General features: G+C 70.2%; 24 protein-coding genes. 18 read left to right on the top strand and 6 right to left on the bottom strand.

The annotated features are described in order from the left end of the window. Positions 1-10: 10 nt before the first annotated feature. Positions 11-3,619 (top strand): methionine synthase, encoded by a 3,609-nt coding sequence (metH, locus tag LX14_RS14865; RefSeq protein ID WP_253648140.1) that lies wholly within the window; start codon positions 11-13, stop codon positions 3,617-3,619. Positions 3,620-3,688: 69 nt separating this feature from the next. On the opposite strand, the gene LX14_RS21060 is transcribed toward metH, so the two are convergent. After that, positions 3,689-3,856 (bottom strand): hypothetical protein, encoded by a 168-nt coding sequence (locus LX14_RS21060; protein ID WP_343996187.1) that lies wholly within the window; start codon positions 3,854-3,856, stop codon positions 3,689-3,691. Then, positions 3,829-5,238 carry an MFS transporter gene (locus tag LX14_RS14860; RefSeq protein WP_372505396.1) on the bottom strand — a complete coding sequence of 470 codons (1,410 nt, stop codon included), beginning with the start codon at positions 5,236-5,238 and terminating at the stop codon, positions 3,829-3,831. The genes LX14_RS21060 and LX14_RS14860 overlap by 28 nt, the downstream gene beginning before the upstream one ends. A gap of 96 nt (positions 5,239-5,334) precedes the next feature. Here LX14_RS14860 and LX14_RS14855 point away from each other — a divergent pair, with 96 nt between their 5' ends. After that, positions 5,335-6,393, top strand: coding sequence for an Lrp/AsnC family transcriptional regulator (locus LX14_RS14855; RefSeq protein ID WP_253648139.1), 1,059 nt, complete (start codon positions 5,335-5,337; stop codon positions 6,391-6,393). Here LX14_RS14855 and LX14_RS14850 read toward each other — a convergent pair. Next, on the bottom strand, positions 6,375-6,956 hold the full coding sequence (locus LX14_RS14850; RefSeq protein ID WP_253648138.1) for a dihydrofolate reductase family protein: 582 nt from the start codon (positions 6,954-6,956) through the stop codon (positions 6,375-6,377). The two genes, LX14_RS14855 and LX14_RS14850, sit on opposite strands and share 19 nt — an antisense overlap. 94 nt (positions 6,957-7,050) lie before the next feature. Here LX14_RS14850 and LX14_RS14845 point away from each other — a divergent pair, with 94 nt between their 5' ends. Genes LX14_RS14845 through hisG form a run of 3 tightly spaced genes read left to right on the top strand, consistent with a single transcriptional unit; the run spans position 7,051 to position 8,914 of the window. Next, positions 7,051-7,752: an HAD family hydrolase gene (locus LX14_RS14845; protein WP_308214122.1), complete on the top strand. Its 702-nt coding sequence runs from the start codon at positions 7,051-7,053 to the stop codon at positions 7,750-7,752. Positions 7,753-7,758: 6 nt separating this feature from the next. Continuing rightward, positions 7,759-8,022 carry a phosphoribosyl-ATP diphosphatase gene (locus tag LX14_RS14840; protein WP_253648137.1) on the top strand — a complete coding sequence of 88 codons (264 nt, stop codon included), beginning with the start codon at positions 7,759-7,761 and terminating at the stop codon, positions 8,020-8,022. Positions 8,023-8,068: 46 nt separating this feature from the next. Next, positions 8,069-8,914 (top strand): ATP phosphoribosyltransferase, encoded by an 846-nt coding sequence (gene hisG / locus LX14_RS14835; protein WP_253648136.1) that lies wholly within the window; start codon positions 8,069-8,071, stop codon positions 8,912-8,914. A 10-nt stretch (positions 8,915-8,924) separates the two neighbouring features. Here the strand turns inward: hisG and LX14_RS14830 are convergent, their stop codons facing one another. Further along, on the bottom strand, positions 8,925-9,746 hold the full coding sequence (locus LX14_RS14830; protein ID WP_253648135.1) for a thioesterase family protein: 822 nt from the start codon (positions 9,744-9,746) through the stop codon (positions 8,925-8,927). Next, complete coding sequence (locus LX14_RS14825; RefSeq protein ID WP_372505419.1) at positions 9,743-10,705, bottom strand: RecB family exonuclease; 963 nt, start codon at positions 10,703-10,705, stop codon at positions 9,743-9,745. Before LX14_RS14825 ends, LX14_RS14830 begins: the two co-directional genes overlap by 4 nt. A gap of 36 nt (positions 10,706-10,741) precedes the next feature. On the opposite strand from LX14_RS14825, the gene LX14_RS14820 reads away from it, so the two are divergent. From LX14_RS14820 to LX14_RS14760, 13 genes are all read left to right on the top strand, one after another. Beyond that, positions 10,742-11,581, top strand: a complete 840-nt coding sequence (locus tag LX14_RS14820) for a tRNA (adenine-N1)-methyltransferase (protein ID WP_253648134.1) — start codon at positions 10,742-10,744, stop codon at positions 11,579-11,581. Positions 11,582-11,733: 152 nt separating this feature from the next. Beyond that, the gene (arc, locus tag LX14_RS14815; RefSeq protein WP_253648133.1) at positions 11,734-13,488 is read left to right on the top strand and encodes a proteasome ATPase; all 1,755 of its coding nucleotides are present in this window, start codon (positions 11,734-11,736) and stop codon (positions 13,486-13,488) included. Between the two features lie 72 nt (positions 13,489-13,560). Beyond that, positions 13,561-15,060 carry a depupylase/deamidase Dop gene (gene dop, locus LX14_RS14810; RefSeq protein WP_253648132.1) on the top strand — a complete coding sequence of 500 codons (1,500 nt, stop codon included), beginning with the start codon at positions 13,561-13,563 and terminating at the stop codon, positions 15,058-15,060. 107 nt (positions 15,061-15,167) lie between these two features. Next, a complete protein-coding gene (locus LX14_RS14805) occupies positions 15,168-15,362 on the top strand; it encodes a ubiquitin-like protein Pup (RefSeq protein ID WP_253648131.1) in 195 nt (64 codons plus the stop codon). Then, complete coding sequence (gene prcB / locus LX14_RS14800) at positions 15,359-16,192, top strand: proteasome subunit beta (RefSeq protein ID WP_253648130.1); 834 nt, start codon at positions 15,359-15,361, stop codon at positions 16,190-16,192. The genes LX14_RS14805 and prcB overlap by 4 nt, the downstream gene beginning before the upstream one ends. Continuing rightward, positions 16,189-16,968, top strand: coding sequence for a proteasome subunit alpha (prcA, locus tag LX14_RS14795; protein WP_253648129.1), 780 nt, complete (start codon positions 16,189-16,191; stop codon positions 16,966-16,968). Before prcB ends, prcA begins: the two co-directional genes overlap by 4 nt. Before the next feature lie 63 nt (positions 16,969-17,031). Continuing rightward, positions 17,032-18,390, top strand: coding sequence for a Pup--protein ligase (gene pafA, locus LX14_RS14790; protein WP_253648128.1), 1,359 nt, complete (start codon positions 17,032-17,034; stop codon positions 18,388-18,390). Positions 18,391-18,456: 66 nt separating this feature from the next. Further along, positions 18,457-19,449 carry a helix-turn-helix transcriptional regulator gene (locus LX14_RS14785; protein ID WP_253648127.1) on the top strand — a complete coding sequence of 331 codons (993 nt, stop codon included), beginning with the start codon at positions 18,457-18,459 and terminating at the stop codon, positions 19,447-19,449. Continuing rightward, entirely contained in the window at positions 19,446-20,483 is a 1,038-nt protein-coding gene (locus LX14_RS14780; RefSeq protein ID WP_253648126.1) for a helix-turn-helix transcriptional regulator, read from the top strand. Before LX14_RS14785 ends, LX14_RS14780 begins: the two co-directional genes overlap by 4 nt. A 74-nt stretch (positions 20,484-20,557) precedes the next feature. Next, on the top strand, positions 20,558-20,827 hold the full coding sequence (gene tatA, locus LX14_RS14775) for a Sec-independent protein translocase subunit TatA (protein ID WP_253648125.1): 270 nt from the start codon (positions 20,558-20,560) through the stop codon (positions 20,825-20,827). A 97-nt stretch (positions 20,828-20,924) separates the two neighbouring features. After that, positions 20,925-21,818 (top strand): twin-arginine translocase subunit TatC, encoded by an 894-nt coding sequence (gene tatC / locus LX14_RS14770; RefSeq protein WP_253648124.1) that lies wholly within the window; start codon positions 20,925-20,927, stop codon positions 21,816-21,818. Then, positions 21,805-24,714 (top strand): DEAD/DEAH box helicase, encoded by a 2,910-nt coding sequence (locus tag LX14_RS14765; protein WP_253648123.1) that lies wholly within the window; start codon positions 21,805-21,807, stop codon positions 24,712-24,714. Before tatC ends, LX14_RS14765 begins: the two co-directional genes overlap by 14 nt. Positions 24,715-24,840: 126 nt before the next feature. Then, positions 24,841-25,572: a DUF4333 domain-containing protein gene (locus tag LX14_RS14760; RefSeq protein WP_253648122.1), complete on the top strand. Its 732-nt coding sequence runs from the start codon at positions 24,841-24,843 to the stop codon at positions 25,570-25,572. A 22-nt stretch (positions 25,573-25,594) separates the two neighbouring features. On the opposite strand, the gene LX14_RS14755 is transcribed toward LX14_RS14760, so the two are convergent. Continuing rightward, a complete protein-coding gene (locus LX14_RS14755) occupies positions 25,595-26,566 on the bottom strand; it encodes a 5'-3' exonuclease (RefSeq protein WP_253648121.1) in 972 nt (323 codons plus the stop codon). Position 26,567 lies beyond the last annotated feature (1 nt).

Below are 26,567 nucleotides of genomic sequence, written 5' to 3'. Positions count from 1 at the left end.
CCTGAGCACCATGTCTGTCTCCACTGGAACCGACTCGTACGACTCGGCGTTCCTCGACGCGATGGCCAAGCGGGTCCTCGTGGGCGATGGCGCGATGGGCACCATGCTCCAGGCCGCCGATCTCACCCTCGACGACTTCGCCAACCTCGAGGGCTGCAACGAGATCCTCAACGACACGCGCCCCGAGGTGCTCGCCGCGATCCACCGTGCCTATTTCGAGGCCGGTGCCGACGCCGTGGAGACCAACACCTTCGGCTGCAACCTGTCGAACCTCGGTGACTACGACATCGCCGACCGCATCCGCGAGCTCGCCCGCAAGGGTGTCGCGATCGCTCGCGGGGTGGCCGACGAGATGGGCCTCTCCGACGACGGCACCCCGCGGTTCGTCCTCGGGTCAATCGGCCCCGGCACCAAGCTCCCCTCGCTGGGGCACACGACGTTCGCGGTGATCCGCGACGCCTACCAGGAATGTGCGCTGGGCATGCTCGAGGGCGGCGCCGACGCGATCCTCATCGAGACCTCGCAGGACCTGCTGCAGGTCAAGGCCGCGGTGCTCGCGAGCAAGCGCGCGATGGCCCAGCTCGGCCGGCGCATCCCGATCATCTCCCACGTCACCGTCGAGACGACCGGCACGATGCTGCTCGGCTCGGAGATCGGTGCGGCCCTGGCCGCCATCGAGCCGCTCGGCGTCGACCTCATCGGGCTCAACTGCGCCACGGGTCCCGCCGAGATGAGCGAGCACCTGCGCTACCTGAGCAAGCACGCCCGGATCCCGGTGTCGGTCATGCCGAACGCGGGCCTCCCGCAGCTCGGACCGAACGGCGCCGAGTACCCGCTGGCACCCGACGAGCTCGCCGACGCGGTCAGCGGTTTCGTCTCCGAGTACGGCCTGTCGTTCGTCGGTGGGTGCTGCGGCACCACCCCGGAGCACATCGGGCAGCTCGCCCAGGCCGTGCGCGGCACCATCAAGGGCACGCGCACGATCGAGCACGAGCCGGAGATCTCCTCGCTCTACGCGTCGGTGCCGTTCGAGCAGGAGAACAGCTTCCTGATGGTCGGGGAGCGGACCAACTCCAACGGCTCGAAGGCGTTCCGCGAGGCCATGCTCGCCGGCGACTACCAGAAGTGCCTGGACATCGCGAAGGACCAGACCCGCGACGGCGCCCACATGCTCGACCTCAACGTCGACTACGTCGGCCGCAACGGCGCCGAGGACATGACCGCGCTCGCGACCCGTCTGGCGACGTCGTCGACGTTGCCGATCATGCTGGACTCGACCGAGCCCGCGGTCCTGCAGGCCGGTCTCGAGGCCCTCGGTGGTCGCTGCGCCGTCAACTCGGTGAACTACGAGGACGGCGACGGACCGGACTCCCGGTTCACCAAGATCATGGAGCTCGCCGTCGAGCACGGTGCCGCCGTGGTCGCACTGACCATCGACGAGGACGGCCAGGCACGTACCGCCGACTGGAAGGTGCGCGTCGCCGAGCGGCTCATCGCCGACATCACCGGCAACTGGGGTCTGCGCGACGAGGACATCATCATCGACGCGCTCACCTTCCCGGTCTCGACCGGTCAGGAGGAGACGCGCAAGGACGGCATCGAGACCATCGAGGCCATCCGCCGGATCCACGAGGCGCACCCCGAGGTCCACTTCACCCTCGGCATCTCGAACATCTCGTTCGGCCTGAACCCGGCCGCGCGCCAGGTGCTCAACTCGGTGTTCCTGCACGAGTGCGCCGCGGTCGGTCTCGACACGGCGATCGTGCACGCGTCGAAGATCCTGCCGATGGCACGCATCCCCGACGAGCAGCGTGAGGTCGCGCTCGACCTCGTCTACGACCGTCGTGGCACCGCCGGCGTCCGCAGCGAGGGCGACGAGAAGTACGACCCCCTGCAGACCCTCATGGGCCTGTTCGAGGGTGTGTCCGCGGCGTCGGCGCGTGAGAGCCGCGCCGAGGAGATGGCCAAGCTGCCGCTGTTCGAGCGGCTCGAGCGGCGCATCGTCGACGGCGAGCGCAACGGGCTGGAGTCCGATCTCGACGACGCGATGAAGGAGGTCCCGCCGCTCAAGATCATCAACGAGACCCTGCTCTCGGGGATGAAGACCGTCGGCGAGCTCTTCGGCTCGGGTCAGATGCAGCTGCCGTTCGTGCTGCAGTCGGCCGAGGTCATGAAGATGTCGGTCGCGCACCTCGAGCCGCACATGGAGGCGACCGGCGAGGACGGCAAGGGCCGGATCGTGCTCGCCACGGTGAAGGGCGACGTGCACGACATCGGCAAGAACCTCGTCGACATCATCCTGAGCAACAACGGCTACGAGGTCGTCAACATCGGCATCAAGCAGCCGATCACGACCATCCTCGAGGTCGCCGAGGACAAGCGGGCCGACGTCATCGGGATGTCCGGACTCCTCGTGAAGTCGACGGTGATCATGAAGGAGAACCTGCAGGAGATCAACGCCCGTGGGCTGGCCGAGAACTATCCGGTCCTGCTCGGTGGCGCTGCCCTGACACGGGGGTACGTCGAGAACGACCTGACCGAGACCTACGAGGGCGACGTGCACTACGCGCGGGACGCCTTCGAGGGGCTGCGGCTCATGGACGAGATCATGGCGAACAAGCGCGGTGGCGGGACGACGGCCGATCCCGAGGCCAAGGCCGCCGCCGAGGCGAAGGCGGCCGAGCGCAAGGCTCGGCACGAGAAGTCGGCGCGGATCGCGGCGAAGCGCAAGGCCGAGGCCGCCCCCGTCGAGGTGCCGTCGCGCTCGGATGTCGTCGCGGACAACGAGATCCCGGTCCCGCCGTTCTGGGGTTCGCGGATCGTCAAGGGCATCCCGATCGCCGACTACCGCGGACTCCTCGACGAACGCGCGCTGTTCCTCGGGCAGTGGGGCCTGCGCGGCGCCCGGGGTGGCGACGGGCCGAGCTACGAGGATCTGGTCGAGAGCGAGGGTCGTCCGCGCCTGCGGGAGTGGATCGCCCGCCTGTCGACGGAGAACATCCTGCAGCACGCGGCGGTGGTCTACGGCTACTTCCCCGCGGTCAGCGAGGGCGACACGGTGCACGTGTTGACCGAGCCGCACCCCGACGCCGAGACCCGGTTCAGCTTCGAGTTCCCGCGGCAGCAACGGTCGCGGTTCCTCTGCATCGCCGACTTCGTGGCGTCGCGGGAGCGCGCCCGTGAACTCGGTCGTGTGGACGTGCTGCCGTTCCAGCTGGTCACGATGGGTCAGCCCATCGCCGACTTCGCCAACGAGCTGTTCGCGAAGGACTCCTACCGCGACTACCTCGAGGTGCACGGCATCGGCGTGCAGCTCACCGAGGCGCTCGCGGAGTACTGGCACCAGCGGGTGCGCTCGGAGCTGCAGTTCGACGGCGGTTCGGTCGCCTCCGACGACCCGGACTCGCCGCAGGGTTTCTTCGACCTCGAATACCGCGGTGCGCGGTACTCGTTCGGTTACGGCGCCTGCCCGGACCTCGAGGACCGGGCCAAGATGATCGAGCTCCTCGAGCCCGGTCGGATCGGCGTGGAGTTGTCCGAGGAACTGCAGCTGCATCCGGAGCAGTCCACGGACGCGTTCGTGCTGCATCACCCGGAGGCGAAGTACTTCAACGTCTGAGGCGCACACCACACAGAACGCCCCCACCGTCCGACGGTGGGGGCGTTCTGTGTCGGGTGAGCCGGCAGCTCAGGCGGTCTCGACGGGTTCGGTCGCGCGCACCGGTGTCTCGGGCGCGTGCGCTGCGACGAAGTCGCGGGTGCGCACCAGCAACAGCGCGCACACGCCTCCGACCGCGGCGACCGCTGCGCTGACCAGGAACAGGGTGTTCATCCCGTCGGCGAACGCGGTCCGCATGGCGTCGGCGACGACGGCCCGCTGGTCAGCGGGGAGTGTCCCGAGCAGACGCCCGGCCGCACCACCGTGGATCGCGTCGGCCAGACCGCCGGCGCGGGCACGCAGTTCCGGTGAGCCGGCCAGGGTCGCCTCCAGCGAGGACCGCACCCGTGCGGCGAACAGGAGCCGTAGACCGCGATGCCCACGGCGATCCCCACCTGACGGCAGGTGTTGTTCACACCCGACGCCATCCCGGAGCGATGGTGGTCGACCACACCGACCGCGGTCGACGCCAGGGGCGGGTTCACCAGACCACTGCCGACGCCGGCGACGACGAACCCGGCCGCGAGGTGTGTCCACTCAGACCCGCCGTCGAGTCCGGCGCAGAGTGCGAGCCCCACGCCGACGAGGAGCAGACCCGGGCCGATCAGCCACCGTGCGGGCAGCGTGTGGGCGAGTCGTCCGGACACGGTGGCGACGACCATCGTCGCGCCCGAGATCAGCACGAGCCGCAGGCCCGCGTCGAGCGAGGAGAACCCCAGCCCGTCCTGCAGGTACACCACGACGTAGAGCAGCATCGCGAACAGCGACCCGTTCATCGCGAACGCGGCGAGCGATCCGCCGACGAACGTCGGTGTACGGAGCAGGGACAGGTCGAACATCGGTTCGCGGACCGTGCGCTCCACCGCGACGAAACCGATCAGCGCGACCGCGCCGATCACGAACGACGCCACCACGATCGGGTCACCCCACGACCGGCTGCCGGTCTCGATGAACCCGAACACCACCGCGAGCAGACCCACCGTCAGGGTCGCGACGCCGGGGACGTCGACGCGCCGCGGGTGCTGTGCCCGCGACTCCGCGATGACACGCGTGCCCCACAGTGCGAGCAGACCCACCGGGAGGTTCACCAGGAAGATCCATCGCCACGACAGGCCGGTGGTCAGCACGCCGCCCAGGATCGGTCCGAGTGCGGTCGCCACGCCGGTGACCGCTCCCCAGGCGCCGAAGGCGACGCCCCGGTCGCGACCCTGGTACAGCACCGACAGCAGCGCGAGCGACGTCGCGAACAGCATCGCGCCGCCGACACCCTGCACGGCGCGGGCGGCGATGAGCAGTGCGGGGTCGCTCGCGAGTCCGCACAGCACCGACGCCGCGGTGAACACAGCCAGACCGATCGCGAAGACGCGGCGACGTCCGACACGGTCGGCGATGGACCCGGCGGTCAGGAGGAGGGAGGCGAGCGCGAGGGCGTAGGCGTCGGTGACCCATTGCAGCTGGTCGAAGCCGGCGCCCAGGGACCGCTGGATGTCGGGGAGCGCGACCACGACGATGGTCACGTCCAACAGGAACATGAAGGTGGCGGTGCACACCACGGCCAGGGGCCACCACTTACGGGACATCGTCGATTCCTTCGGTCGGGGACGAGAACCCCGAGACCTTCGCCCGCGGCCGGTCATCCCGTCGCCCGGGACGCCGCCCCGCGTACGATCGCGCTGGTGATCACTGCGTCACCGTTCGATTCCGTCGTGTTGGATCCGATCGACGAACAGATCGTGCATGCACTCCAGATCGCGCCCCGCGTGGGATTCGCCCGGATGGGCGAGGTGCTCGACATCGGGGAGACCACGGCCGCGCGTCGCTACCGCCGTCTGCGGCGCGACGGACTCGTGCGGGTGACCCTCGCCGTCGATCCCGCGGCGCTCGGCCTCACCGTCTGGCACGCCCGTATCCGCTGTCGCCCCGACGGCGCCGAGGTCGTCGCCGAGGCGCTCGGTCGGCGGGACGACGTCTCGTGGGTGGCCATCGACGCCGGCGGCTGGGAGGTGACGTGTTCGGTCCGATCCACCGCCGGCGACCAGGCCCAGCGCCTCATCACCCGCCAGTTGCCGAAGTCGCAGTCGGTGCTCGACGTCGAGGTCGCGGCGCTGCTGCACACCTTCGTCGGCGGCAGCGCCACCGACTGGTCCGCCTGGTCGTCGCCGCTCTCACCGGACCAACAGCACGCGCTCGCGACCGACGACGAGCTGTCACGACCGCCGGTCACCGACGGCGGGACGACCACCCTGCGCGCCGACGACCGTGCCGTGCTGGACGTCCTCGCACGGGACGGCCGGACCTCCTACGCCGCGCTCGCCCGGCTGACCGACAGCACCCCCGGGCGCGTGCGGCGACGGGTGGAGGCGTTGCTCGCCGCGGGGATCACGTACTTCGACGTGGACGTCGCCGCGGCCGCGTCCGGGATCCGCACCGTCGTCGGGCTCTGGTTGTCGGTGACCCCGCGGTCGCTCGTCACGGTCGGCACGGCGCTCGCCCGCCATCCCCACGTCCCGTTCGCCGCCGCGGTCACCGGCCGTCACAACCTCACCGCGTCGCTGGCCACGCGCGGGTTCGACGACGTCTACGACACCGTCACGACGACGCTCGCCGACCTCGACGGGATCGTGGGGTACGAGATCGTCCCCGTCGGACGGCGCATCAAGTTCGCCGACGCCCGGGTCACCGGGGACCGACTCGCGCCGCCCGAGCCCGTCCGGGGTCAGCGGACGCGGCGGTAGTCCACGATCCTGACCCCGGACGCGAACGACTCCTCGGAGTCGACCGCCCACCGCTCGGGGCCGGGACCGTCGAACAGCGGGCGTCCCGACGCACCGATCACCACCGGGTTGACCTTCAGGATCATCCGGTCGATCTCGTCTCGCAGCGCCGAGGCCAGCCGACCGCCACCGCACAGCCAGATGCCGCTGCCGCCGGCCTCACCCTTCAGCGCCCGCACCGTCGTGACCGGGTCGGCAGTGACCTCGACGTCGTCACCCACCTCCGGCGTCGATCGTGACGCCACGAACTGCCGGAGGTGCGGGTAGGGGCTGAGCAGACCGTGCGGAACGCCCACGGCATGGGTCGCACGACCCATGACCACGGTGTCGAAGGTCGACAGGTCGGGCGTGATCTGCAGAGCGGCCACCGCCGGCGCCGGGAGGGCGTCGGCGAACCTCGTCGTGATGGTCGCCATGTGATCGCCCTCGACCGGGAACATCGAGAAGTCGCCGTCTTCCCCGGCGATGCGTCCGTCGAGTGACACGGCGACGTAGTAGACGAGTTCCCTCGGGCGGTCTCCCATGACGAACTTCCTACCTCCTCGACTGCCTCCGCGGGCGGAACGGGCGGGACCGGCCGGCGGGGGAGGACACGCCGGTAGGGAAGGATGGGTCCACGTGACCCGACTTCCGCGCGCCGTCCTGTGGGACATGGACGGGACCCTGCTCGACTCGGAGAAGCTGTGGGACGTCGCCATGGCCGACCTCGCCGCCAAGCTCGGTGTCGCGATGACCCACGAGCTGCGACAGTCCACCCTCGGCAACTCGATGGTCGACGCGCTGACCCGCCTGTTCGACGCCGCCGCCGTCCCGGCAGGAGACCGCGACCTCGACGGCGCGGCCCAGTGGCTGCGCGACCGGGTCTCGGAGTTGTTCGCCGACGGCATCCCGTGGCGGCCCGGTGCGCAGGACCTCCTGGACCTCGTCGCCGGCCTGGACATCCCGATGGCACTGGTGACCAACACCGAACGTGTCCTGACCGACAAGGCGCTGCCGACGGTGGGGGCGAACCGCTTCGCCGTCACGTTCTGCGGGGACGAGGTCCCCGTTGGGAAGCCGGCGCCCGACCTCTACCTCGCGGCGGCCGCGCACCTCGGTGTGGCGCCGGCGGAGTGTCTGGTCGTCGAGGACTCGCCGACGGGATCCGCGGCCGCCCTCGCGGCCGGGTGCCCCACCCTGGTGGTCCCCTCCGACGCGCCGGTGCCGTCCGTCCCGGGCCGCGTGCACCGCGACAGCCTCGTCGGCGTCGACGCCGCGGTGCTCGCGGAGGCCTTCCGCGTCGCCGGTGAGGGGCTCGACCGACCCGCCGTGGGAGACTGAACCCTCGTGAAGACCTTCGACGAGCTGTTCGCCGAACTGTCCGACCGCGCCGCGACGCGGCCGGAGGGCAGCGGCACCGTGGCCGCCCTCGACGCCGGGGTGCATCACCTCGGCAAGAAGATCGTCGAGGAGGCCGGCGAGGTGTGGCTCGCCGCCGAGTACGAGTCCGACGAGTCGCTGTCGGAGGAGATATCCCAGTTGCTCTACTGGCTGCAGGTCGTGATGATCAAACGCGGCCTGACCACGTCGGACGTGTACCGGCACCTGTGAGCCCCTCCCCGCGGTCGCCCCACGCCCACGACGAGATGAGAGAACGATGCTGCGCGTAGCTGTCCCGAACAAGGGCGCGCTGTCGGAGGCCGCGGCGGGCATCCTCGCCGAGGCCGGGTACCGGCGGCGCACCGACGCGAAGGACCTCACGGTCCTCGACTCCGCCAACGACGTCGAGTTCTTCTTCCTGCGTCCCAAGGACATCGCGATCTACGTGGGGTCGGGAGAGCTGGACCTGGGCATCACCGGACGCGACCTGGCCTGGGAGTCCCAGGCACCCGTCGTCGAGCGCCTGGCCCTGGGCTTCGGTACGTCGACGTTCCGCTACGCCGGACCCGCCGACGTCGCGATGACCGTCGACGATCTCGCCGGCAAACGCATCGCCACGTCCTTCGGCAACATCGTCGCCGCCGACCTCGCCAAGCGGGGGATCACGGCCGACATCATCCGACTCGACGGTGCGGTCGAGATCTCCATCGCGCTCGGGGTGGCCGACGCTGTCGCCGACGTCGTCGGCTCGGGCCGGACCCTGCGTCAGCACGGACTGGCCGCGTTCGGCGAGGTGATGTGCGAATCGGAGGCGGTCCTCATCCACGGCGCGGACAAGGAACCCACGGGTGCGGCCGCCGGTCTGATCGCCCGCATCCAGGGCGTCGTCGTCGCGCAGCAGTACGTGATGATGGACTACGACTGCCGCAAGGATCTCCTCGACGAGGCGGTCCGCATCACCCCGGGGCTCGAGTCCCCGACGATCGCGCCGATGGCCGACGAGAACTGGGTCGCCGTGCGCGCCATGGTCCCCCGGGCGGGCCACCAGGCCGTCATGGACGAGCTCTCCGCGACGGGCGCGAAGGCGATCCTCGTCACCGACATCCGCTCCTGCCGCTTCTGAGGCCCTCTCGTCAGGATCGCGGCTGGATCAGGATGGTCTGGCTCGACCGGCCGATCGCCCCGTGGGCGTCGTGCAGGTCGGCGCCGGTGAACCCGTAGCCCTCCGGCCCCGCGACCATCGCCGCGTCGACACCGACCCAGTCACCCACCGGCGCACGCTGCAGGTGGATGGTCGTGTCCGTGTTCATCCACTGCCACTCGAGCGCGGACAGGCTGCTGCCGAGGCCGTTGGCGATGTCGACCACACAGCACAGGTTCGCGTAGGGACCGGTCGGTTCGCCCGCGACGACGGGGTACCGCGGACGCAGCCAGGTCGGACCGGGACGATCCACACCGACAACGTCGACGGCGGCGATGAACCCCGTGTCGCCCCAGCCCTGATCCGTCCACTGCTCTGGGCGGTCGTCGGCGGGACCGTCGGGCGCGGAGAAGTCAGGGGAGGGCGAGGCGATGGCTGCGGTGTCACCGGTCGCGAGCACCCACGCCGTGGCCCGCGCGGCTGTCCGGAACTCGCCGGTCGCGGTCCTGACGTCGAGCTCGGCCCCGACCAGCGAGATCTGCCGTCCCGGGCGGAGCACCCGCGCGCGGACGCGGTTCTCGTCGAGTCCGACCGCGCCGAGGATGTCGATGCCGATACGGGAGATGGCCGTCCCGGGCGGGCGGCCCAGCCGTTCGATCGCCCACAGCATCAGCGCCGAGGGCGGTCCACCGTGTTGGAGGGTGTCGGCCCAGACGCTCAGGGTGTGCCCGGTGGGCGACAGGTGCAGCCAGCCGTCGGACTCCCCGAGGGGGACGTAGTAGGCCGGTTCGTCGTGGGTGGCGTCCGCGGTCACGACGCGACGCGGTCGGCGACGGTGTCCTCGCCCGGCGTGCCCGGCCACCCCGGATAGGCCGGGATGGTCCCGCCGAACTCCGGGCAGCGCGCCTTGTGGTCGCAGAACCGGCACATCGACGACTTCTTCGGACGGAAGTCGCCGGTGATCCCGGCCTCGCGGATCGCGCGCCACATTGCGGTCAGGGTGCGGGCGAAGCGTTCGAGCTCGTCGCGGTCGGGTGTGTAGCGCAGCTGCTGTCCGTCGGCGAGGTACATCAGTTGCAGACGCGCCGGGACCACACCGCGCAGACGCAGGATGGCGAGGGCATAGAACTTCATCTGGAACAGCGCGCGGGCCTCGAACGCCTCACCGGGTGCGCGTCCCGTCTTGTAGTCGACGACGCGGATCTCGCCGGTGGGAGCGACGTCGATCCGGTCGACGAAACCCCGTAACGCGACGTCGTCGGCGAGGTCGACCTCGACGCGCAGCTCGCAGCTCTGGGCGTCGAACGCGGTGGGGTCCTCCATGCGGTAGTAGGTCTCGATGAGCTTGTGCGCGTCGGAGAGGAACCCGGCGACGCCATCGGTCGGGACGAGGTCGCGGAGCTCGGGCTCCTTCTCGCACAGCACGTCCCACGCGGCGTCGATGAGATCGTCGGCGGTCTCGCGGGTGCGGACCGGGGCCGGGAGGTCGAAGAGGTGCTCGAGCGCGGAGTGCACCACCGTGCCCCGCACCTGGGCCGTCGTCGACGGTTCCGGGAAGCGGTCGATCGCCCGGTAGCGGTAGAGCAGGGGGCACTGCTTGAAGTCCGCGGCACGCGACGGGGACAGCGCGGGCCCACGCGGGACCCGGACGGGCGGGTCCGCGATGGCGGTCGGGCGGGTGGAGATCTCCCGACCGGCCGGCCGTGGGGACGTGGGTGCACCCGGCGTCGTCGGTGCAGGGTCGCCGCAGATCACATCGGTCACACCTGGCAGGGTAAGCCCGGTGTGCGACAGAGGCGGGCAGGCGCGATGACCCATGATCCCGCGTTCGCGGTCGGTGACCGCGTCCAGCTGACCGACACCAAGGGTCGCAAGTTCACCGTGCTGCTCGAACCCGGCAAGTCGTTCTTCACCCACCACGGCGGCATCGCCCACGACGACCTGATCGGCGCGGACGAGGGCAGCATCGTGGCGTCGACCGGTGGTGCGCAGTACCTCGCGCTGCGCCCGCTGCTCGTCGACTACGTCCTCTCGATGCCCCGCGGTGCGCAGGTGATCTACCCGAAGGACGCTGCCCAGATCATCACCGAGGGCGACATCCACCCGGGATGCACGGTGCTCGAGGCCGGCGCCGGATCCGGCGCCCTGACCTGCTCGCTGTTGCGGGCGGTCGGTCCCGAGGGTCGGGTCATCTCCTACGAGGTCCGCGACGACCACGCCGAGCACGCCGTCCGCAACGTGGAGACGTTCTTCGGGGGACGACCGGACAACTGGGACCTCACCGTCGCCGACATCCGCGAGCACCCCGCGGCGCAGCGTCCCGAGAAGGTCGACCGCGTCGTGCTGGACATGCTCGCACCGTGGGAGACGCTCGACGTCGTCGCCGAGACCATCCGGCCCGGCGGGGTCCTCATCGTCTATGTGGCGACCGTCACACAGCTGTCCCGGGTCGTCGAGGGCCTGCGTGAGCAGGAGTGCTGGACCGAACCCCGTGCGTGGGAGTCGTTGGTCCGTGACTGGAACGTCGTCGGCCTCGCGGTGCGTCCGTCGCACAAGATGCAAGGTCACACCGCTTTCCTCGTCACCGCGCGCCGTCTCGCGCCCGGCACGGTCACGCTGCGACCGGCCCGTCGTCCCAGCAAGGGCTGACGCCGCCGCCGACGACCACGGGGTGTCGGCGTGTCCAGCATTCGGGACGCTCGCGACCTCCTGATCGCGCCTGCGGGGCATCGGTGCGTGCACGCCGGTAGCGTGGAAGGACGGTGAGGGCGATTGCGCCTCACCGGCGAGAGGAGTCAGCAATGACCGAATCCGACCGTCATGAGAACGCCCGCCGCGACGACGGCGCCGAGCGATCGGGTCGACCCGGCCACGGGCGTGTGCCCATCCCCGACACCGGAGGCGCCGAGCGCCCGCTGAGCGGGGACCTGCAGGAGCGCGTGGACACGCTCAGCGCGCGCAACGCGAAGCTCCTCGACACGCTCAAGGACGCCCGTCAGCAGCTCCTCGCACTGCGCGAGGAGGTCGACCGTCTGGGCCAGCCGCCCAGCGGGTACGGCGTGCTGCTGGCCACGTACGAGGACTCCACCGTCGACGTCTTCACCTCGGGCCGGAAGATGCGTCTGACCATCTCGCCGAACATCGACGTCGACGCGCTGCGTCACGGCCAGACCGTCCGCCTCAACGAGGCGCTGACGATCGTCGAGGCGTGCGAGTTCGACTCCGTCGGTGAGATCAGCACGCTGCGCGAGGTGCTCGGCGCCGGCGACCGGGCGCTCGTGGTCGGCCACGCCGACGAGGAGCGTGTCGTGTGGCTCGCCGAGCCGCTGCGCGGTGACGTCGAGGGCGAGGACGGCAAGCGGTCGCTGCGTCCCGGCGACTCGCTGCTCGTCGACACCAAGGCCGGCTTCGCGTTCGAGCGCGTCCCCAAGGCCGAGGTCGAGGACCTCGTCCTCGAGGAGGTGCCGGACGTCGGCTACGAGGACATCGGTGGTCTGGGTCGGCAGATCGAGCAGATCCGCGACGCCGTGGAACTGCCGTTCCTGCACAAGGACCTGTTCCGCGACTACTCACTGCGCCCGCCGAAGGGCGTCCTGCTCTACGGCCCTCCCGGCTGCGGCAAGACGCTCATCGCCAAGGCCGTCGCGAACTCGCTGGCCAAGAAGATCGCGTTGGCGCGTGGCGACGACGCCCGCGAGGCCAAGTCGTACTTCCTGAACATCAAGGGTCCCGAGCTGCTCAACAAGTTCGTCGGTGAGACCGAACGGCACATCCGCCTGATCTTCCAGCGTGCCCGTGAGAAGGCGTCCGAGGGCACCCCGGTGATCGTGTTCTTCGACGAGATGGACTCGATCTTCCGCACCCGCGGGTCCGGTGTCTCCTCCGACGTGGAGACCACCGTCGTGCCGCAGTTGCTGAGCGAGATCGACGGCGTCGAGGGCCTCGAGAACGTCATCGTCATCGGTGCGTCGAACCGCGAGGACATGATCGACCCGGCCATCCTGCGCCCGGGCCGTCTCGACGTGAAGATCAAGATCGAGCGTCCCGACGCGGAGTCGGCCATCGACATCTTCTCCAAGTACCTCGTGGAGACCCTGCCGATCCACGCCGACGACATCGCGGAGTTCGGCGGCGACCGCGGCGCGTGCATCGCGGCGATGATCGAGCGGGTCGTCGAGCGGATGTACGCCGAGAACGAGGACAACCGGTTCCTGGAGGTCACCTACGCCAACGGCGACAAGGAGATCATGTACTTCAAGGACTTCAACTCCGGTGCGATGATCCAGAACGTCGTCGACCGGGCGAAGAAGTACGCGATCAAGTCGCAGCTGGAGACCGGCGCGCCGGGCCTGCGGGTGCAGCATCTGTTCGACTCGATCCTCGACGAGTTCGCCGAGAACGAGGATCTGCCGAACACCACCAATCCCGATGACTGGGCACGCATCTCGGGCAAGAAGGGCGAGCGGATCGTGTACATCCGGACACTCGTCACCGGCAAGAGCTCCGGTGCCAGTCGCGCCATCGACACCGAGACGAACACCGGTCAGTACCTCTGACGGTGCCCACGGGACGTCCGCGCGGACGGGTCGGCGCACGCCGCCCGTCCGCGCGACGCCTACGCTCGGGGTGTGCAGCGCATCATCGGTACCGAGGTCGAGTACGGCATATCGGCCCCCAACGATCCGGGTGCGAACCCGATCATGACCTCGACGCAGGCGGTGTTGGCCTATGCGGCCGCCGCCGGTGTCCCGCGGGCGAAGCGCACGCGATGGGACTACGAGGTCGAGTCACCTCTGCGTGACGCCCGGGGGTTCGACCTCGGCAGGTCGTCGGGGCCGGCCCCGATCATCGACGCCGACGAGGTCGGCGCGGCGAACATGATCCTCACCAACGGTGCACGGCTCTACGTGGACCACGCCCACCCCGAGTACTCGGCCCCCGAGGTCACCGATCCGATGGACGCGGTGATCTGGGACAAGGCGGGGGAGCGGGTCATGGAGGCGGCGGCCCGGCACGTCGCCAGTGTCCCCGGCGCACCCCGGCTGCAGTTGTACAAGAACAACATCGACGGCAAGGGCGCCTCCTACGGCACCCACGAGAACTACCTGATGGCACGGCAGACGCCGTTCTCGGCCGCGATCGCCGGTCTGACACCGTTCTTCGCCACGCGCCAGGTGTTCACCGGCGCCGGGCGCGTCGGCCTCGGCCAGTCCGGCGACGACGCCGGCTTCCAGTTGTCACAGCGTGCCGACTACATCGAGGTGGAGGTCGGGCTCGAGACCACGCTCAAGCGCGGCATCATCAACACCCGCGACGAGCCGCACGCCGACCCCGACCGGTATCGCCGCCTGCACGTCATCATCGGCGACGCCAACCTCGCCGAGACGGCCACCTACCTGAAGGTGGGGACCACCTCTCTCGTGCTCGACCTGATCGAGGCCGGGATCGACTTCTCCGACGTGGAGCTCGCCCGCCCGGTGACCGCGGTGCACCGCATCAGCCACGACCCGACCCTCACCGGGACGGTGGCGCTGGCCGACGGACGCGAGGTCACCGCCCTGTCCGTGCAGCGCATCTACCACGAGCGCTGCGCCGAGTTCGCCCGCGAGCGCGGGACCGACGACCCCCGCGCGCAGCATGTGCTCGACACCTGGATCGACGTCCTCGACCGCCTCGAGCGCGACCCCATGGAGTGCGCCGACATCCTCGACTGGCCGGCCAAACTGCGCCTGCTGGAGGGATTCCGTTCGCGGGAGGGACTGGGGTGGTCCGCACCGCGCCTGCACCTCGTCGACCTGCAGTACTCCGACGTCCGGCTGGACAAGGGCCTGTACAACCGCCTGGTCGCCCGGGGGTCCATGCAGCGCCTGGTGACCGAGCAGCAGGTGATGGACGCGGTCTCGACTCCGCCGGAGAACACGCGCGCGTACTTCCGCGGCGAGTGCCTGCGACGCTTCGGCGCGGACATCGCGGCGGCCAGCTGGGACTCGGTCATCTTCGACCTCGGCGGGGACTCCCTGGTGCGCATCCCGACCCTGGAGCCGTTGCGCGGCAGTCGTGCCCACGTCGGCGCGCTCCTGGACTCCGTCGACTCCGCGGCCGAACTGGTCGACCAGCTGACCACCTGATCGCGGGGTGGGCGCGTGTCCCGCGCCGCCCGGACCCCTGCCGGTAGTGTGAACAGAACGGACTTCTCGGCGCCTCGGCGTCGGGAGGCAGTATCGAGGAGGCAGCAATGGCGCAGGAGCAGACGCGGCGCAGTGGTGGCGGGGACGACGACTCCGCCCAGGGTCCCGACACCGGCGCCGGGCAGGAACGTCGCGAGAAGCTCGCCGACGACACCGACGACCTCCTCGACGAGATCGACGACGTGCTCGAGGAGAACGCCGAGGACTTCGTGCGCGCCTACGTGCAGAAGGGCGGCCAGTGAGCGGACGGCTCGACGGCATCGGTCGTGACATCTCGTCCTTCACCGATCACCTGCGGCGCACCGCCCCGGAACTCCTGCCCGACACCTCCTTCGCCGTGACGGCTGCGGAATCCATCCCGCACGGGACGACCATCGTGGCCGTCTCCTACCCTGGTGGCGTCCTCATCGCCGGTGACCGGCGTGCGACCGCGGGCAACATGATCGCCAGCCGCGACATCCGCAAGACTTTCGTCACCGACGAGTACTCGGCGGCGGGCATCGCGGGCACGGCGGGCATCGCCGTGGAGATGGTCCGGCTGTTCGCGGTCGAGCTCGAGCACTACGAGAAGATCGAGGGTGTGCCGCTCACCCTCGACGGCAAGGTGACCCGTCTGGCCACCATGGTCCGCTCCAACCTCGGCGCGGCGATGCAGGGCCTCGTCGCCATCCCCATGCTCGTCGGGTTCGATCCGGAGGGGGCCGAGGCGACACGACGCGGACGGATCTTCTCGTTCGACGTCGCCGGCGACCGCCACGAGGAGTTCGGCGGCTACCAGGCGATCGGCTCGGGCTCGGTGTTCGCGAAGTCCTCGTTGAAGAAGTTGTTCCGCGCCGACCTCGACGCCGCCTCCGCCCTGCGGATCGCCGTGGAGGCGCTGTTCGACGCCGCCGACGACGACTCCGCCACCGGCGGACCGGATCTTGTCCGCCGCATCGTGCCGACCGCGGTCTCCATCGACGTCGACGGTGCCCGCGAGGTCCCGTCGGCCGAGATCGAGGAGGCCGCCCGCGCTCTCGTCGCCGAGCGGACCGCAGCCCACGATTCCGCGTTCGGAGGTGACGCGTCATGACGTTCCCGTACTACGCCAGTGCCGAGCAGATCATGCGCGATCGCTCGGAACTCGCCCGCAAGGGCATCGCCCGCGGACGCAGCGTCATCGTCCTCACCTACGCCGACGGCGTGCTGTTCGTCGCCGAGAACCCGTCGAACGCCCTGCGCAAGGTCAGCGAGATCTACGACCGCATCGGGTTCGCCGCGGTCGGCAAGTACAACGAGTTCGAGACCCTCCGCAAGGCGGGGATCCAGCTCGCCGACGTCCGCGGCTACAGCTACGACAGGGCCGACGTCAGCGGGCTGTCGCTGGCGAACGCGTACGCGAACACGCTGGGGTCGGTGTTCACCGAGCAGCCCAAGCCGTTCGAGGTCGAACTGTGCGTGGCCGAGGTGGCCCAGCCCGGCAAGACCACGCCGTCGCAGCTGTACCGGATCACCTACGACGGGTCGATCGCGGACGAGACGCGCTTCATGGTCATGGGTGGCACCACTGAGTCGATCACCACCGCGATGAAGGACACCTACGCCGCCGACGCCGACCTCGCGACCGCCCTGCAGGGCGCGGTCGCCGCGCTCGGAGCACCGGCACCGACGCCGAACGGTTCGACGCAGCCGTCCGAGCCACGAGTGCTCGCGGCCGGTGACCTCGAGGTGGCCGTGCTCGACCGGGGTCGTCCCCGCCGCGCGTTCCGCAGGCTGAGCGCCGACGCGGTGGCCGCGATCCTCCCGGCACCCGCCGAGAGCACCTCGGACGAGGACGCGGAGTCGTCGACGGGCGACACACCGTCCTGACAGTCGGTCGCGCCCGCGCGCGCATCCCGACCACCCGCGCCACACACCGGTAGTCTCGACCAGGTGGAACGTCGCATCATGGGCATCGAGACAGAGTTTGGCGTGACCTGCACCTTTCATGGTCATCGCCGGCTGAGCCCGGACGAGGTGGCGCGCTATCTGTTCCGTCGCGTCGTGTCCTGGGGTCGGTCGTCGAACGTGTTCCTGCAGAACGGGGCTCGTCTCTACCTCGATGTCGGGTCGCATCCCGAGTACGCGACCGCCGAGTGCGACGGCCTGATCCAGCTGGTGAACCACGATCGCGCCGGTGAGCTGGTGCTCGAGGAACTCCTCGTCGACGCCGAGCGCCGCCTCGCCGACGAGGGCATCGGCGGTGACATCTACCTCTTCAAGAACAACACCGACTCGGCCGGCAACTCCTACGGCTGCCACGAGAACTACTGCGTCGTGCGGGCGGGGGAGTTCTCCCGCATCTCCGACGTCCTGCTGCCGTTCCTCGTCACCCGACAGCTGATCTGCGGCGCCGGCAAGGTCCTGCAGACCCCGAAGGCCGCGACCTACTGCCTGTCGCAGCGCGCCGAGCACATCTGGGAGGGCGTCTCGTCGGCGACGACGCGCTCACGCCCGATCATCAACACCCGCGACGAGCCCCACGCCGACGCGGAGAAGTACCGGCGTCTGCACGTGATCGTCGGTGACTCGAACATGGCCGAGACCACCACCATGCTCAAGGTGGGGTCTGCGGCGCTGGTGCTCGAGATGATCGAGGCGGGGGTCTCGTTCCGCGACTTCGCCCTCGACAACCCGATTCGCGCGATCCGTGAGGTCAGCCACGACACCACGGGTCGTCGTCCCGTCCGCCTGGCAGGTGGTCGGCAGGCGAGTGCCCTCGACATCCAGCGCGAGTACCACTCCCGCGCGGTGGAGCACCTCCGCAACCGCCGTCCCGACCCGGAGATGGACCTCGTCGTCGACCTGTGGGGCCGCACGCTGGACGCCGTGGAGTCGCAGGACTTCTCCTCGGTCGACACCGAGATCGACTGGGTCATCAAGCGCAAGCTGTTCCAGCGCTACCAGGATCGGTACGACATGGACCTGGCCGACCCGAAGATCGCGCAGTTGGACCTCGCCTTCCACGACATCAAGCGGGGACGCGGTGTGTTCGACCTGATGTCGCGCAAGGGTCTCGTCCGCCGCGTCACCACCGACGAGGACATCAAGAACGCCGTCGAGGAGCCGCCGCAGACCACCCGCGCCAAGTTGCGCGGGGACTTCATCGCCGCGGCGCAGAAGGCCGGGCGCGATTTCACCGTCGACTGGGTGCATCTCAAGCTGAACGACCAGGCGCAGCGGACCGTGCTGTGCAAGGACCCGTTCCGCAACGTCGACGAGCGGGTGGACAGGCTCATCGCGTCGATGTGACGACGGGTCCGACCGCGCCCGGCGGGTCGGACACGGGCGCACCGGGCGAGCACTAGGCTGCCTCGGGTGGCAGTCAGCAAAATCGAACGGTTGATGAACCTGGTGATCTGCCTGTTGTCGACCGAGCACTACCTCACCGCGGACGAGATCCGCACGCTCGTCGAGGGATATGGGGACTCGGCGAGCATCGAGGCCTTCAACCGGATGTTCGAGCGCGACAAGAACGAGCTGCGCGATCTGGGCATCCCGCTGGAGACGGGTCGCGACTCCGGGCGATCGGACGTCGACGGGTACCGGATCAACCGCAGTGCCTACGAGCTGCCCGCCATCGATCTCGACCGCGACGAGTCCGCGGCCGTCACCATGGCCGCCGCACTCTGGGACGACCCGTCGATGGCCGCCGCGGCCCGCACCGCGCTGCTCAAGCTGCGGGCGGGCGGGGTCGAGCTCATCGCCGACACCGACCTCGCCGTGGGTGTGCGCGCAGCGACCCCCCGGGCGATGGGATCCGAGGCGGTGCTGGCCGCGCTGCTCGCCGCGGTGGAGAACCGTCGGGCGATCAGCTTCGGACACCGGCCGTCGCCGACGGCGCAGCCGACCACCCGTCGACTCGAGCCGTGGGGTGTGGTGACACACCGCGGGCGCTGGTACGTCGTGGGCCATGACCGCGACCGCGGTGAGACACGGACCTTCCGTCTGTCACGCATCTCGGAACCGATCGACGAGATCGACGGGGAGGTGACCCGTCCCGAGGACATTGACCTGCGCGAGGTGGTGGCCGCGGCCACGAGTTTCGCCGACGCCGGTGTGTCGGGACCCGCCACGGTGTGGGTGGCCGACGGCCGTGCAGCCGGTCTGCGGCGGGCGGCAGACAGCGCGGCGCCGTCGGCTCTCGCGGGCCGCGAGGGATCGGTCGTGACGCTGCCGGAGTGGTCGCTCGACGGTCTCGCACGCCAGGTCGTCGCCGCCGGTGAGGACGCGGTGGCCCTCGAGCCACCGGCACTGGTCGACGCGGTGGTCTCCGGCCTGCGCGGCGTGGTCGCGGAGCTGACCGCATGAGCGCCCACCCGAACCGCCTGTCGCGCCTGCTCGCGATGGTTCCGTACTTCCTCGCCCATCCCGGGGTCACCAAGAAGCAGGCCGCGGCGGACCTCGGCGTCACGGTGGACCAGCTGGGCAAGGACCTCTACCAGCTGTGGATGTGTGGGCTGCCCGGCTACTCGCCGGGCGACCTCATCGACCTCGACTTCGAGGACCGCGACACCGTCGACGTCACCTTCTCCGCCGGCATGGACCGCCCCCTGCGCCTGACGCCTGCCGAGGCGTCGGTGCTGCTGATGGCATTGCGGGCCCTGCTCGACATGGGTGGCGTCGTCGACGCCGACGCGGCGCAGCGCGCGATCGCCAAGATCGAGCGTGCAGTCGGGGACGCCGCACTCGGGGCCGACCCCACGCAGACATCGGACGACGCCCCGACGGACCCCGGTGCGAGCGGCCCGGCCACCGGTGACGGGTGGGACGGCGTGGTCCGCTCGGCCCTGCGCAACCGGCGCGCGGTGTGGTTGCGCTACTACTCCGCGTCCCGCGACGCGACGTCGGAACGGACGGTCGACCCCATCCGCATCCAGGCGGTCGACGGCAAGGCCTACCTGGAGGGGTGGTGCCGCGAGAGCGACGGTGTCCGTCTGTTCCGGCTCGACCGGATCGACGAGGCCCGCGAACTCGAGGAGCCGGCGGGCGATCACCGCGCCGAGGCCGGGTCGTCCTCGCTGTCGTTGTTCGGCGACGGCGACGAGGGTCTGCCGACCGTGGACCTCCTCATCGACCCGACCGTCGCCTGGGTCGTCGACTACCACCTCATCGACCTCCTCGACACCGGGAGCGGGGACGCCGGGCAGGGTGACGCCGCGGGAGTGCTCCGCGGCCGGATGACCTATGGGTCCGACGAGTGGTTGACGCGGTTCCTGCTGGGGTTCGGGGGCCGCATCCGACTCGCCGACGCACCGGACGTCACGCAGGACGCGGTGCGACGCGCCACGGCCGCGCTGGGAGCCTACGAGGCCGCGGGGACACGGACCGCGAACCCGTCCTGAGCGGTCGTCGCACCCCCGCCGGTCCGCGGTGGTCCGGTAGCATCGGCAGCAGTCGACGCGTGAAAGGAAGGCCAATGGGCGCCATCCAGCCATGGCACATCATCATCGTGGTGATCGTGTTCCTGATCCTGTTCGGGTCGAAGAAACTCCCGGACGCCGCACGCGGGCTCGGTCGGTCGATGCGCATCTTCAAGTCCGAGGTCAAAGAGATGCAGAACGACGGCAAGAAGGACGATCACGCGCACGCCGACACCGAGGACACCACCCCTCGCCAGATCCCGGCGCCCGCCCCGACCGACCCGACCGCGCACACCACCACCGAGGGGGAGCGCCGCAGCGCCTGAGCATCTCGACGCTCGCGCCGCGCACGCGTAACCGACTGTGGTCCGCATTCCTCTGGACCCGCGCCGCAACCGGCGCCGGGTCAATCCCGATGGCACCATGTCGCTCGTCGAGCACCTCTACGAGCTGCGGAAGCGTCTGCTGATCTCACTGATCGCGATCGCGCTGACGACGATCATCGGTTTCATCTGGTACTCCCGTGGTGCCTTCGGGCTCGAGTCTCTGGGCGAGCTGCTGCGGGGCCCCTACTGTTCGCTCCCGGCGAGTTCCCGCGCGACCCTCACGCCTGGGGACGAGTGTCGACTCCTCGCGACCGGACCGTTCGACCAGTTCCTGCTCCGCCTCAAGGTCGGGGCCACCGCCGGCGTCGTGCTGGCCTGCCCCATCTGGTTCCACCAGCTGTGGCAGTTCATCACCCCGGGCCTGCACCAGAACGAACGCCGATACGGGTTGTCCTTCGTCGCCGCTGCCGCCGTCCTGTTCGTGAGCGGGACGGTGCTGGCCTACCTGGTCGTCGCCAAGGCGTTCCATTTCCTGCTCACTGTCGGCAACGACGTCCAGGTCACCGCCCTCGCCGGCGACCAGTACTTCACGTTCATGCTGCATCTGCTGATCATCTTCGGGGTCAGCTTCGAGGTGCCGCTGCTGATCATCGCGCTCAACCTCATCGGGGTGCTCACCTACGCGCGTCTCAAGGCGTGGCGGCGCGGCCTCACCTTCGGTCTGTTCGTGTTCGCCGCGGTCGTCACGCCCGGCTCCGACCCGTTCACCATGCTGGCGTTGGCGCTGGCACTGACCGTGCTGTTCGAGCTGGCCGTGCAGTTCACCCGCCTCCACGACCGGCGCAAGGCCAAGCGTGTCGGGGAGAACTGGGAGCACCTCTCCGACGAGGAGGCATCTCCACTCGACCACCGCCCCGAGATGGTGTCGGCGACGCCCGCGGTCGCCCCGGCCTCGTCGATCCGCGCGTCGGATCTCGATGACGTTCTCTGACCCCGACGCCGCATCGCGCCCCCTGGACGCGGTCGGCACCCCTGAGGCCTTGGTGGCCCGGCCCCGACTGGCGGAGTTCACCGAGCGGCTCGAGTTCGGTCTCGACCCGTTCCAGATCGCCGCCTGCTCGGCGCTGGAGGACGGTCACGGTGTGCTCGTCTGCGCACCCACCGGCGCGGGGAAGACGATCGTCGGTGAGTTCGCGGTGCACCTGGCGCTGGCGTCGGGATCGAAGTGCTTCTACACCACACCGATCAAGGCGCTCAGCAACCAGAAGTACGCCGACCTCGTCGCCGTGCACGGCCCCGACGCCGTCGGACTGCTCACCGGCGACAGCTCGATCAACCCGCACGCACCCGTGGTCGTCATGACCACCGAGGTCGTGCGGAACATGATCTACGCGAATTCGCCTGCGCTGCCCGGGCTCTCCCATGTCGTCATGGACGAGGTGCACTTCCTGGCCGACCGGTTCCGCGGTGCGGTGTGGGAGGAGGTCATCCTGCACCTCGACCCGTCGGTAAAGGTGGTCAGTCTCTCTGCGACGGTGAGCAACGCCGAGGAGTTCGGCGACTGGATCAAGACCGTGCGCGGCGACACCACCGTGGTCGTCGACGAACACCGGCCGGTCCCGCTGTGGCAGCACATGTTGGTGGGCAACCGCCTCTTCGACCTGTTCGACCGTCGCGGCACGCCCGGCGGCAAACCGGAGGTCAACCCGGAACTCACCCGCCACATCCGACAGCGCGAGATGGTCGACGACCACGACCGGGCCCACGGCGGGCGAGGTCCACGCCACCACCGACGTGGTGATGCCCCCCGCTCGGCGGGGGGTGGGCCGGGCGGCGGTCCGCAGCGCGGTGGCCGCGGTCGCGACGCGCGTCCGGGCGCCGTCGTGTCCCGGCCTGATCTCATCGCCCGACTCGACCGCGACGGACTGCTGCCCGCCATCACCTTCGTGTTCTCCCGCGCCGGGTGCGACGCCGCTCTCGACCAGTGTCTCCGCTCGGGTCTCAGCCTCCTCGCCCCCGCCGAGGCCGCCCAGGTCGACGAGGTCGTCGAGCGGCACATCGGGGAGCTGTCCGAGGCCGACCGCGACGTCCTGCGCGTCGACCGTTGGGCGTCGGCCCTGTCGCGGGGATTCGCCGCACACCACGCGGGCATGCTGCCCGCGTTCCGCCACGCGGTGGAGGAGCTGTTCGTCCGCGGCCTCGTCCGAGCAGTGTTCGCGACGGAGACGCTGGCGCTCGGCATCAACATGCCCGCCCGGTCGGTGGTGTTGGAACGGCTGGTGAAGTTCAACGGCGAAGCCCACGTCGACCTGACCCCCGGCGAGTTCACCCAGCTCACCGGCCGCGCCGGGCGCCGCGGCATCGACGTCGAGGGTCACGCGGTGGTCGTGTATTCACCCGACCTCGACCCCGGTCGCGTCGCCGGGCTGGCCGGTGCCCGCACGTTCCCCCTGCGCAGCTCGTTCGCACCCGAGTACAACATGGCCATCAACCTGATCGACCGTCTCGGTTTCGTCGGCGCCAAGACCCTGCTGGACCGGTCCTTCGCGCAGTTCCAGGCCGACCGCTCCGTCGTCGGCCAGCACCGGCGCATCGACGCGACCCGCGCCACGCTGCGCACGGTCGACGCCGAACTGACCGGACGCGCATCGACACTCGGCATGGACCCCGGATCCATCGACCCCGATCGGACGGCCGGGCCCGACACCCACGAGGGTTTCTTCGGGTACATGCGGTTGCGGCAGACCATCCGCGCGCGGGAACGGGACCTGAAGTTCCGCACCAGGATCGACCGCCAGGACGCAGTCGTCGACGACCTCTTCGGCCTCAAGCGCGGACACGTGATCGCGCTGCGCGGAGGGAAGCACCGCGGGCTGGCGGTCGTCGTGGAGCAGGCCTCGGACCGTCGCGACCCCCGGCCGCTGGTGCTGTGCGAGGACGCCTGGTGCGGCCGTGTGGGAGCCCGCGACTTCGTCAACCCACCCGAGGTGCTCGGGGACATGCGGCTGGGCAAACAGGTCGATCGGCGGACCGGTCGTGGCCGTCGGGATCTCGCGTCGGCGTTGCGCAGCACAGGTATCGAGATGCCGCGTGGTCGCCCGGCCAAGAGGTCGCCGGCGTCCGAGGACGACGAACTGACGCGTCTGCGATCCCGCCTGCGTGCACACCCCGCCCACGAGCTGTCCGGCTCGGACGAGCTGTTCCGCCTCGCCGAGCGGCGCGCCCGCATCCAGCGGGAGCTCGACGGACTCCTCGACGCCGTGCACACGCGCACGTCGACACTGTCGGTCACCTTCGACCGTGTGGTCGCCGTGCTCACCGAGCTCGGTTATCTCGGCAGGGACGGCGAGGACGACGACCTCACGGTGACCGCGTCCGGGTCCGCCCTGGCCCGCGTCTACAGCGAGAGCGATCTGCTGATCTGCGAATGCCTGCGCAGCGGCATCTGGGACCGGCTGAACGCCCCGCAGCTCGCGGCGGTGGTCTCGTCGGTGGTCTACGAGTCGCGCCGCGACGCCTACGCCGGTGCGGACCTCGTGACCGGCGAGGGTGCCGTCCGCGACGCCATCACCGCGACCCATCGGGCATGGCGGGATCTCGCCGTGGTCGAGGAACGCCACCACGTCGCGGTGACCCGCGAACCCGACGCCGGTTTCGCCCTGGCCATGAACCTCTGGGCGTCGGGACGACCCCTGGCGGAGGTGCTCGCCGTGGCGGGTGATCGCGGACGGGCCCTGCCCGCAGGCGATTTCGTCCGGTGGTCCCGCCAGGTGATCGACCTGTTGGAACAGATCAGGATGGCGGCGACCGGTACTCCCGTCGCGACGACCGCACGCGCGGCGTCGCGTGCCATCACGCGTGGAGTCGTGGCCGTCGAGCTCGGCTGATCCGAGCGCTCGGACGCGCCGCGAGCTCCCCGTCGCGCCCCTGACCGTGGGGTATGTTCGGTCGCGGGCGCGCGCCGAGACGGCCGCGCCGCAGACGTCGACGATGCGAGCGCCGGGAGGCTGGAGATGACCGACCCCCACACCCCGGGTACGTCCCCCGAGGGCGACGGGGGCGGGCAGGATCCCTCCACCGCGTGGCAGGACCCGTCCCGTCCGCCGAGCCCCGACCAGCCTGCCTACGGGCACCAGCAGTACGGCCAACCCCAATACGGGCAGCCCCCGGCCGGACAACCCCAGTACGGGCAGCAGGGGCAGGGGTGGGGCGCACCGCCGCAGTACGGCGACCAGACGCAGCCCGGTGGCGCCTGGAGCGGGCCCACCCAGGGCGGTCCGCAGTGGGAACAGCCGTCCTATGGCAACCAGCCGCACGGCGGGCCCGCCTTCGGGCAGCCCGGGTTCGATCAGCAGCAGTACGGGCAGATCCCCGGCCCGGGCCAGGACGCATTCACGTCGATGACCCCGGCCGGCAGGAAGCGATCACCGGCCGTCCTGGGGGCGGTCGGTGGGATCGTCGTCCTGGTGCTGGCCGTCCTCGCGATCACGGCGTTCTGGGCACCCGGCTTCGCGGTGACCACGGAGTTGTCCCGGTCCTCGGTGGAGAAGGGTGTGCGCACGGTCCTCGTCCGCGACTACCAGGCGACGGACGTGTCCGCGGTGCGGTGCCCGAACGGTCAGAAGGTCGAGAAGGGGTCGAGCTTCCGCTGCAGCCTGACCGTGGCGGGCGCGCAGCAGCAGGTCACCGTCACGTTCCTCGACGACAAGGGCACCTACGAGGTCGGTCGACCCGGGTCGAACTGAGCCCCGGGTCCCCGCCGGAGGGTCAGAACCGTTCGTCCCAGCCGAACGCCGTGGCCATCCGGTTGACCGACGACCCGATGCCGAGCTCGTCGACCAGGGCCGACAGCGCTGCGCCGTCCGCCGGCCCGGCGGGGACGAGAGCCGGGGCATCGCCGGACTCGTAGACGACATCGGCGTCGGTCCGGACGAAGACCACCGTGCGTGCGGCGGCGAGATAGTCGTGGGCGTCGGTGATGGACGCGGCGATCCGCGCCGAGATACGACGGTCCCCGGCGCGTGCGGCGGCCTCGACCGCGTCGAGGTCACCGAACTCGCGCAGCAGGGTGGATGCGGTCTTCTCGCCGACCCCCTTGACGCCGGGCAACCCGTCGGACGGGTCCCCGCGCAGGATCGCCAGTTCGGCATAGGCGGTGCCCGGGTGCTGCTGCGGGACCGCATATTTCGCGGCCACCTCGTCGGGACCGAACCGCTCGGCGCGGTTGACCCCCTTGCCGACGTAGAGGACTCGTACCTCCACCGGGTCGTCGCGGACCACCTGCAGCAGGTCGCGGTCGCCGCTGACGACCACGACGGGGTCCTGGGTCTCCGAGTCGGCGAGTGTCCCGATGACGTCGTCGGCCTCGCAGTCGTGGGCGCCCGCGCTCGCGATGCCGGCCGCGGCCAGCACGTCGGCGATCATCGCGACCTGCGGGGTGAGGGTGTCGGGGACCTCCTCCACGAACGTCTCACCGTCCGCGGCGGGCACCACCTCCGCGACACGATGTGCCTTGTACGACGGGATGAGGGCGACGCGGAACTCCGGTCGCCAGTCGACGTCGAGACAGGTGACGAGTCGGCGGGGACGGTCGCGCTCGACCAGGACCGCGATCATGTCGAGGAACCCGCGGACCGCGTTGACCGGGCGGCCGTCGGGCGCGGTGATCTTCTCGGGGATCCCGTGGAACGCCCGGAACCACAGGCTGGCACCGTCGAGCAGCATCAGGGGGGCGGCCATG

This window comes from Williamsia deligens (genome assembly GCF_024171765.1).
GTDB lineage: Bacteria > Actinomycetota > Actinomycetes > Mycobacteriales > Mycobacteriaceae > Williamsia_A > Williamsia_A deligens.
Note: the sequence above shows the minus strand (reverse complement) of the source record. Positions and strands in the feature narration are given on the sequence as shown.

Bases quoted from the DNA above. Each gene is read 5' to 3' on its own strand.
- metH (WP_253648140.1), top strand. From the start codon at position 11: ATGTCTGTCTCCACTGGAACCGACTCGTACGACTCGGCGTTCCTCGAC.
- LX14_RS21060 (WP_343996187.1), bottom strand. From the start codon at position 3,856: ATGCGGACCGCGTTCGCCGACGGGATGAACACCCTGTTCCTGGTCAGC.
- LX14_RS14860 (WP_372505396.1), bottom strand. From the start codon at position 5,238: ATGTCCCGTAAGTGGTGGCCCCTGGCCGTGGTGTGCACCGCCACCTTC.
- LX14_RS14850 (WP_253648138.1), bottom strand. From the start codon at position 6,956: ATGGGAGACCGCCCGAGGGAACTCGTCTACTACGTCGCCGTGTCACTC.
- hisG (WP_253648136.1), top strand. From the start codon at position 8,069: ATGCTGCGCGTAGCTGTCCCGAACAAGGGCGCGCTGTCGGAGGCCGCG.
- LX14_RS14820 (WP_253648134.1), top strand. From the start codon at position 10,742: ATGACCCATGATCCCGCGTTCGCGGTCGGTGACCGCGTCCAGCTGACC.
- arc (WP_253648133.1), top strand. From the start codon at position 11,734: ATGACCGAATCCGACCGTCATGAGAACGCCCGCCGCGACGACGGCGCC.
- LX14_RS14805 (WP_253648131.1), top strand. From the start codon at position 15,168: ATGGCGCAGGAGCAGACGCGGCGCAGTGGTGGCGGGGACGACGACTCC.
- prcA (WP_253648129.1), top strand. From the start codon at position 16,189: ATGACGTTCCCGTACTACGCCAGTGCCGAGCAGATCATGCGCGATCGC.
- LX14_RS14780 (WP_253648126.1), top strand. From the start codon at position 19,446: ATGAGCGCCCACCCGAACCGCCTGTCGCGCCTGCTCGCGATGGTTCCG.
- tatA (WP_253648125.1), top strand. From the start codon at position 20,558: ATGGGCGCCATCCAGCCATGGCACATCATCATCGTGGTGATCGTGTTC.
- tatC (WP_253648124.1), top strand. From the start codon at position 20,925: ATGTCGCTCGTCGAGCACCTCTACGAGCTGCGGAAGCGTCTGCTGATC.
- LX14_RS14765 (WP_253648123.1), top strand. From the start codon at position 21,805: ATGACGTTCTCTGACCCCGACGCCGCATCGCGCCCCCTGGACGCGGTC.
- LX14_RS14760 (WP_253648122.1), top strand. From the start codon at position 24,841: ATGACCGACCCCCACACCCCGGGTACGTCCCCCGAGGGCGACGGGGGC.
- LX14_RS14755 (WP_253648121.1), bottom strand. From the start codon at position 26,566: ATGGCCGCCCCCCTGATGCTGCTCGACGGTGCCAGCCTGTGGTTCCGG.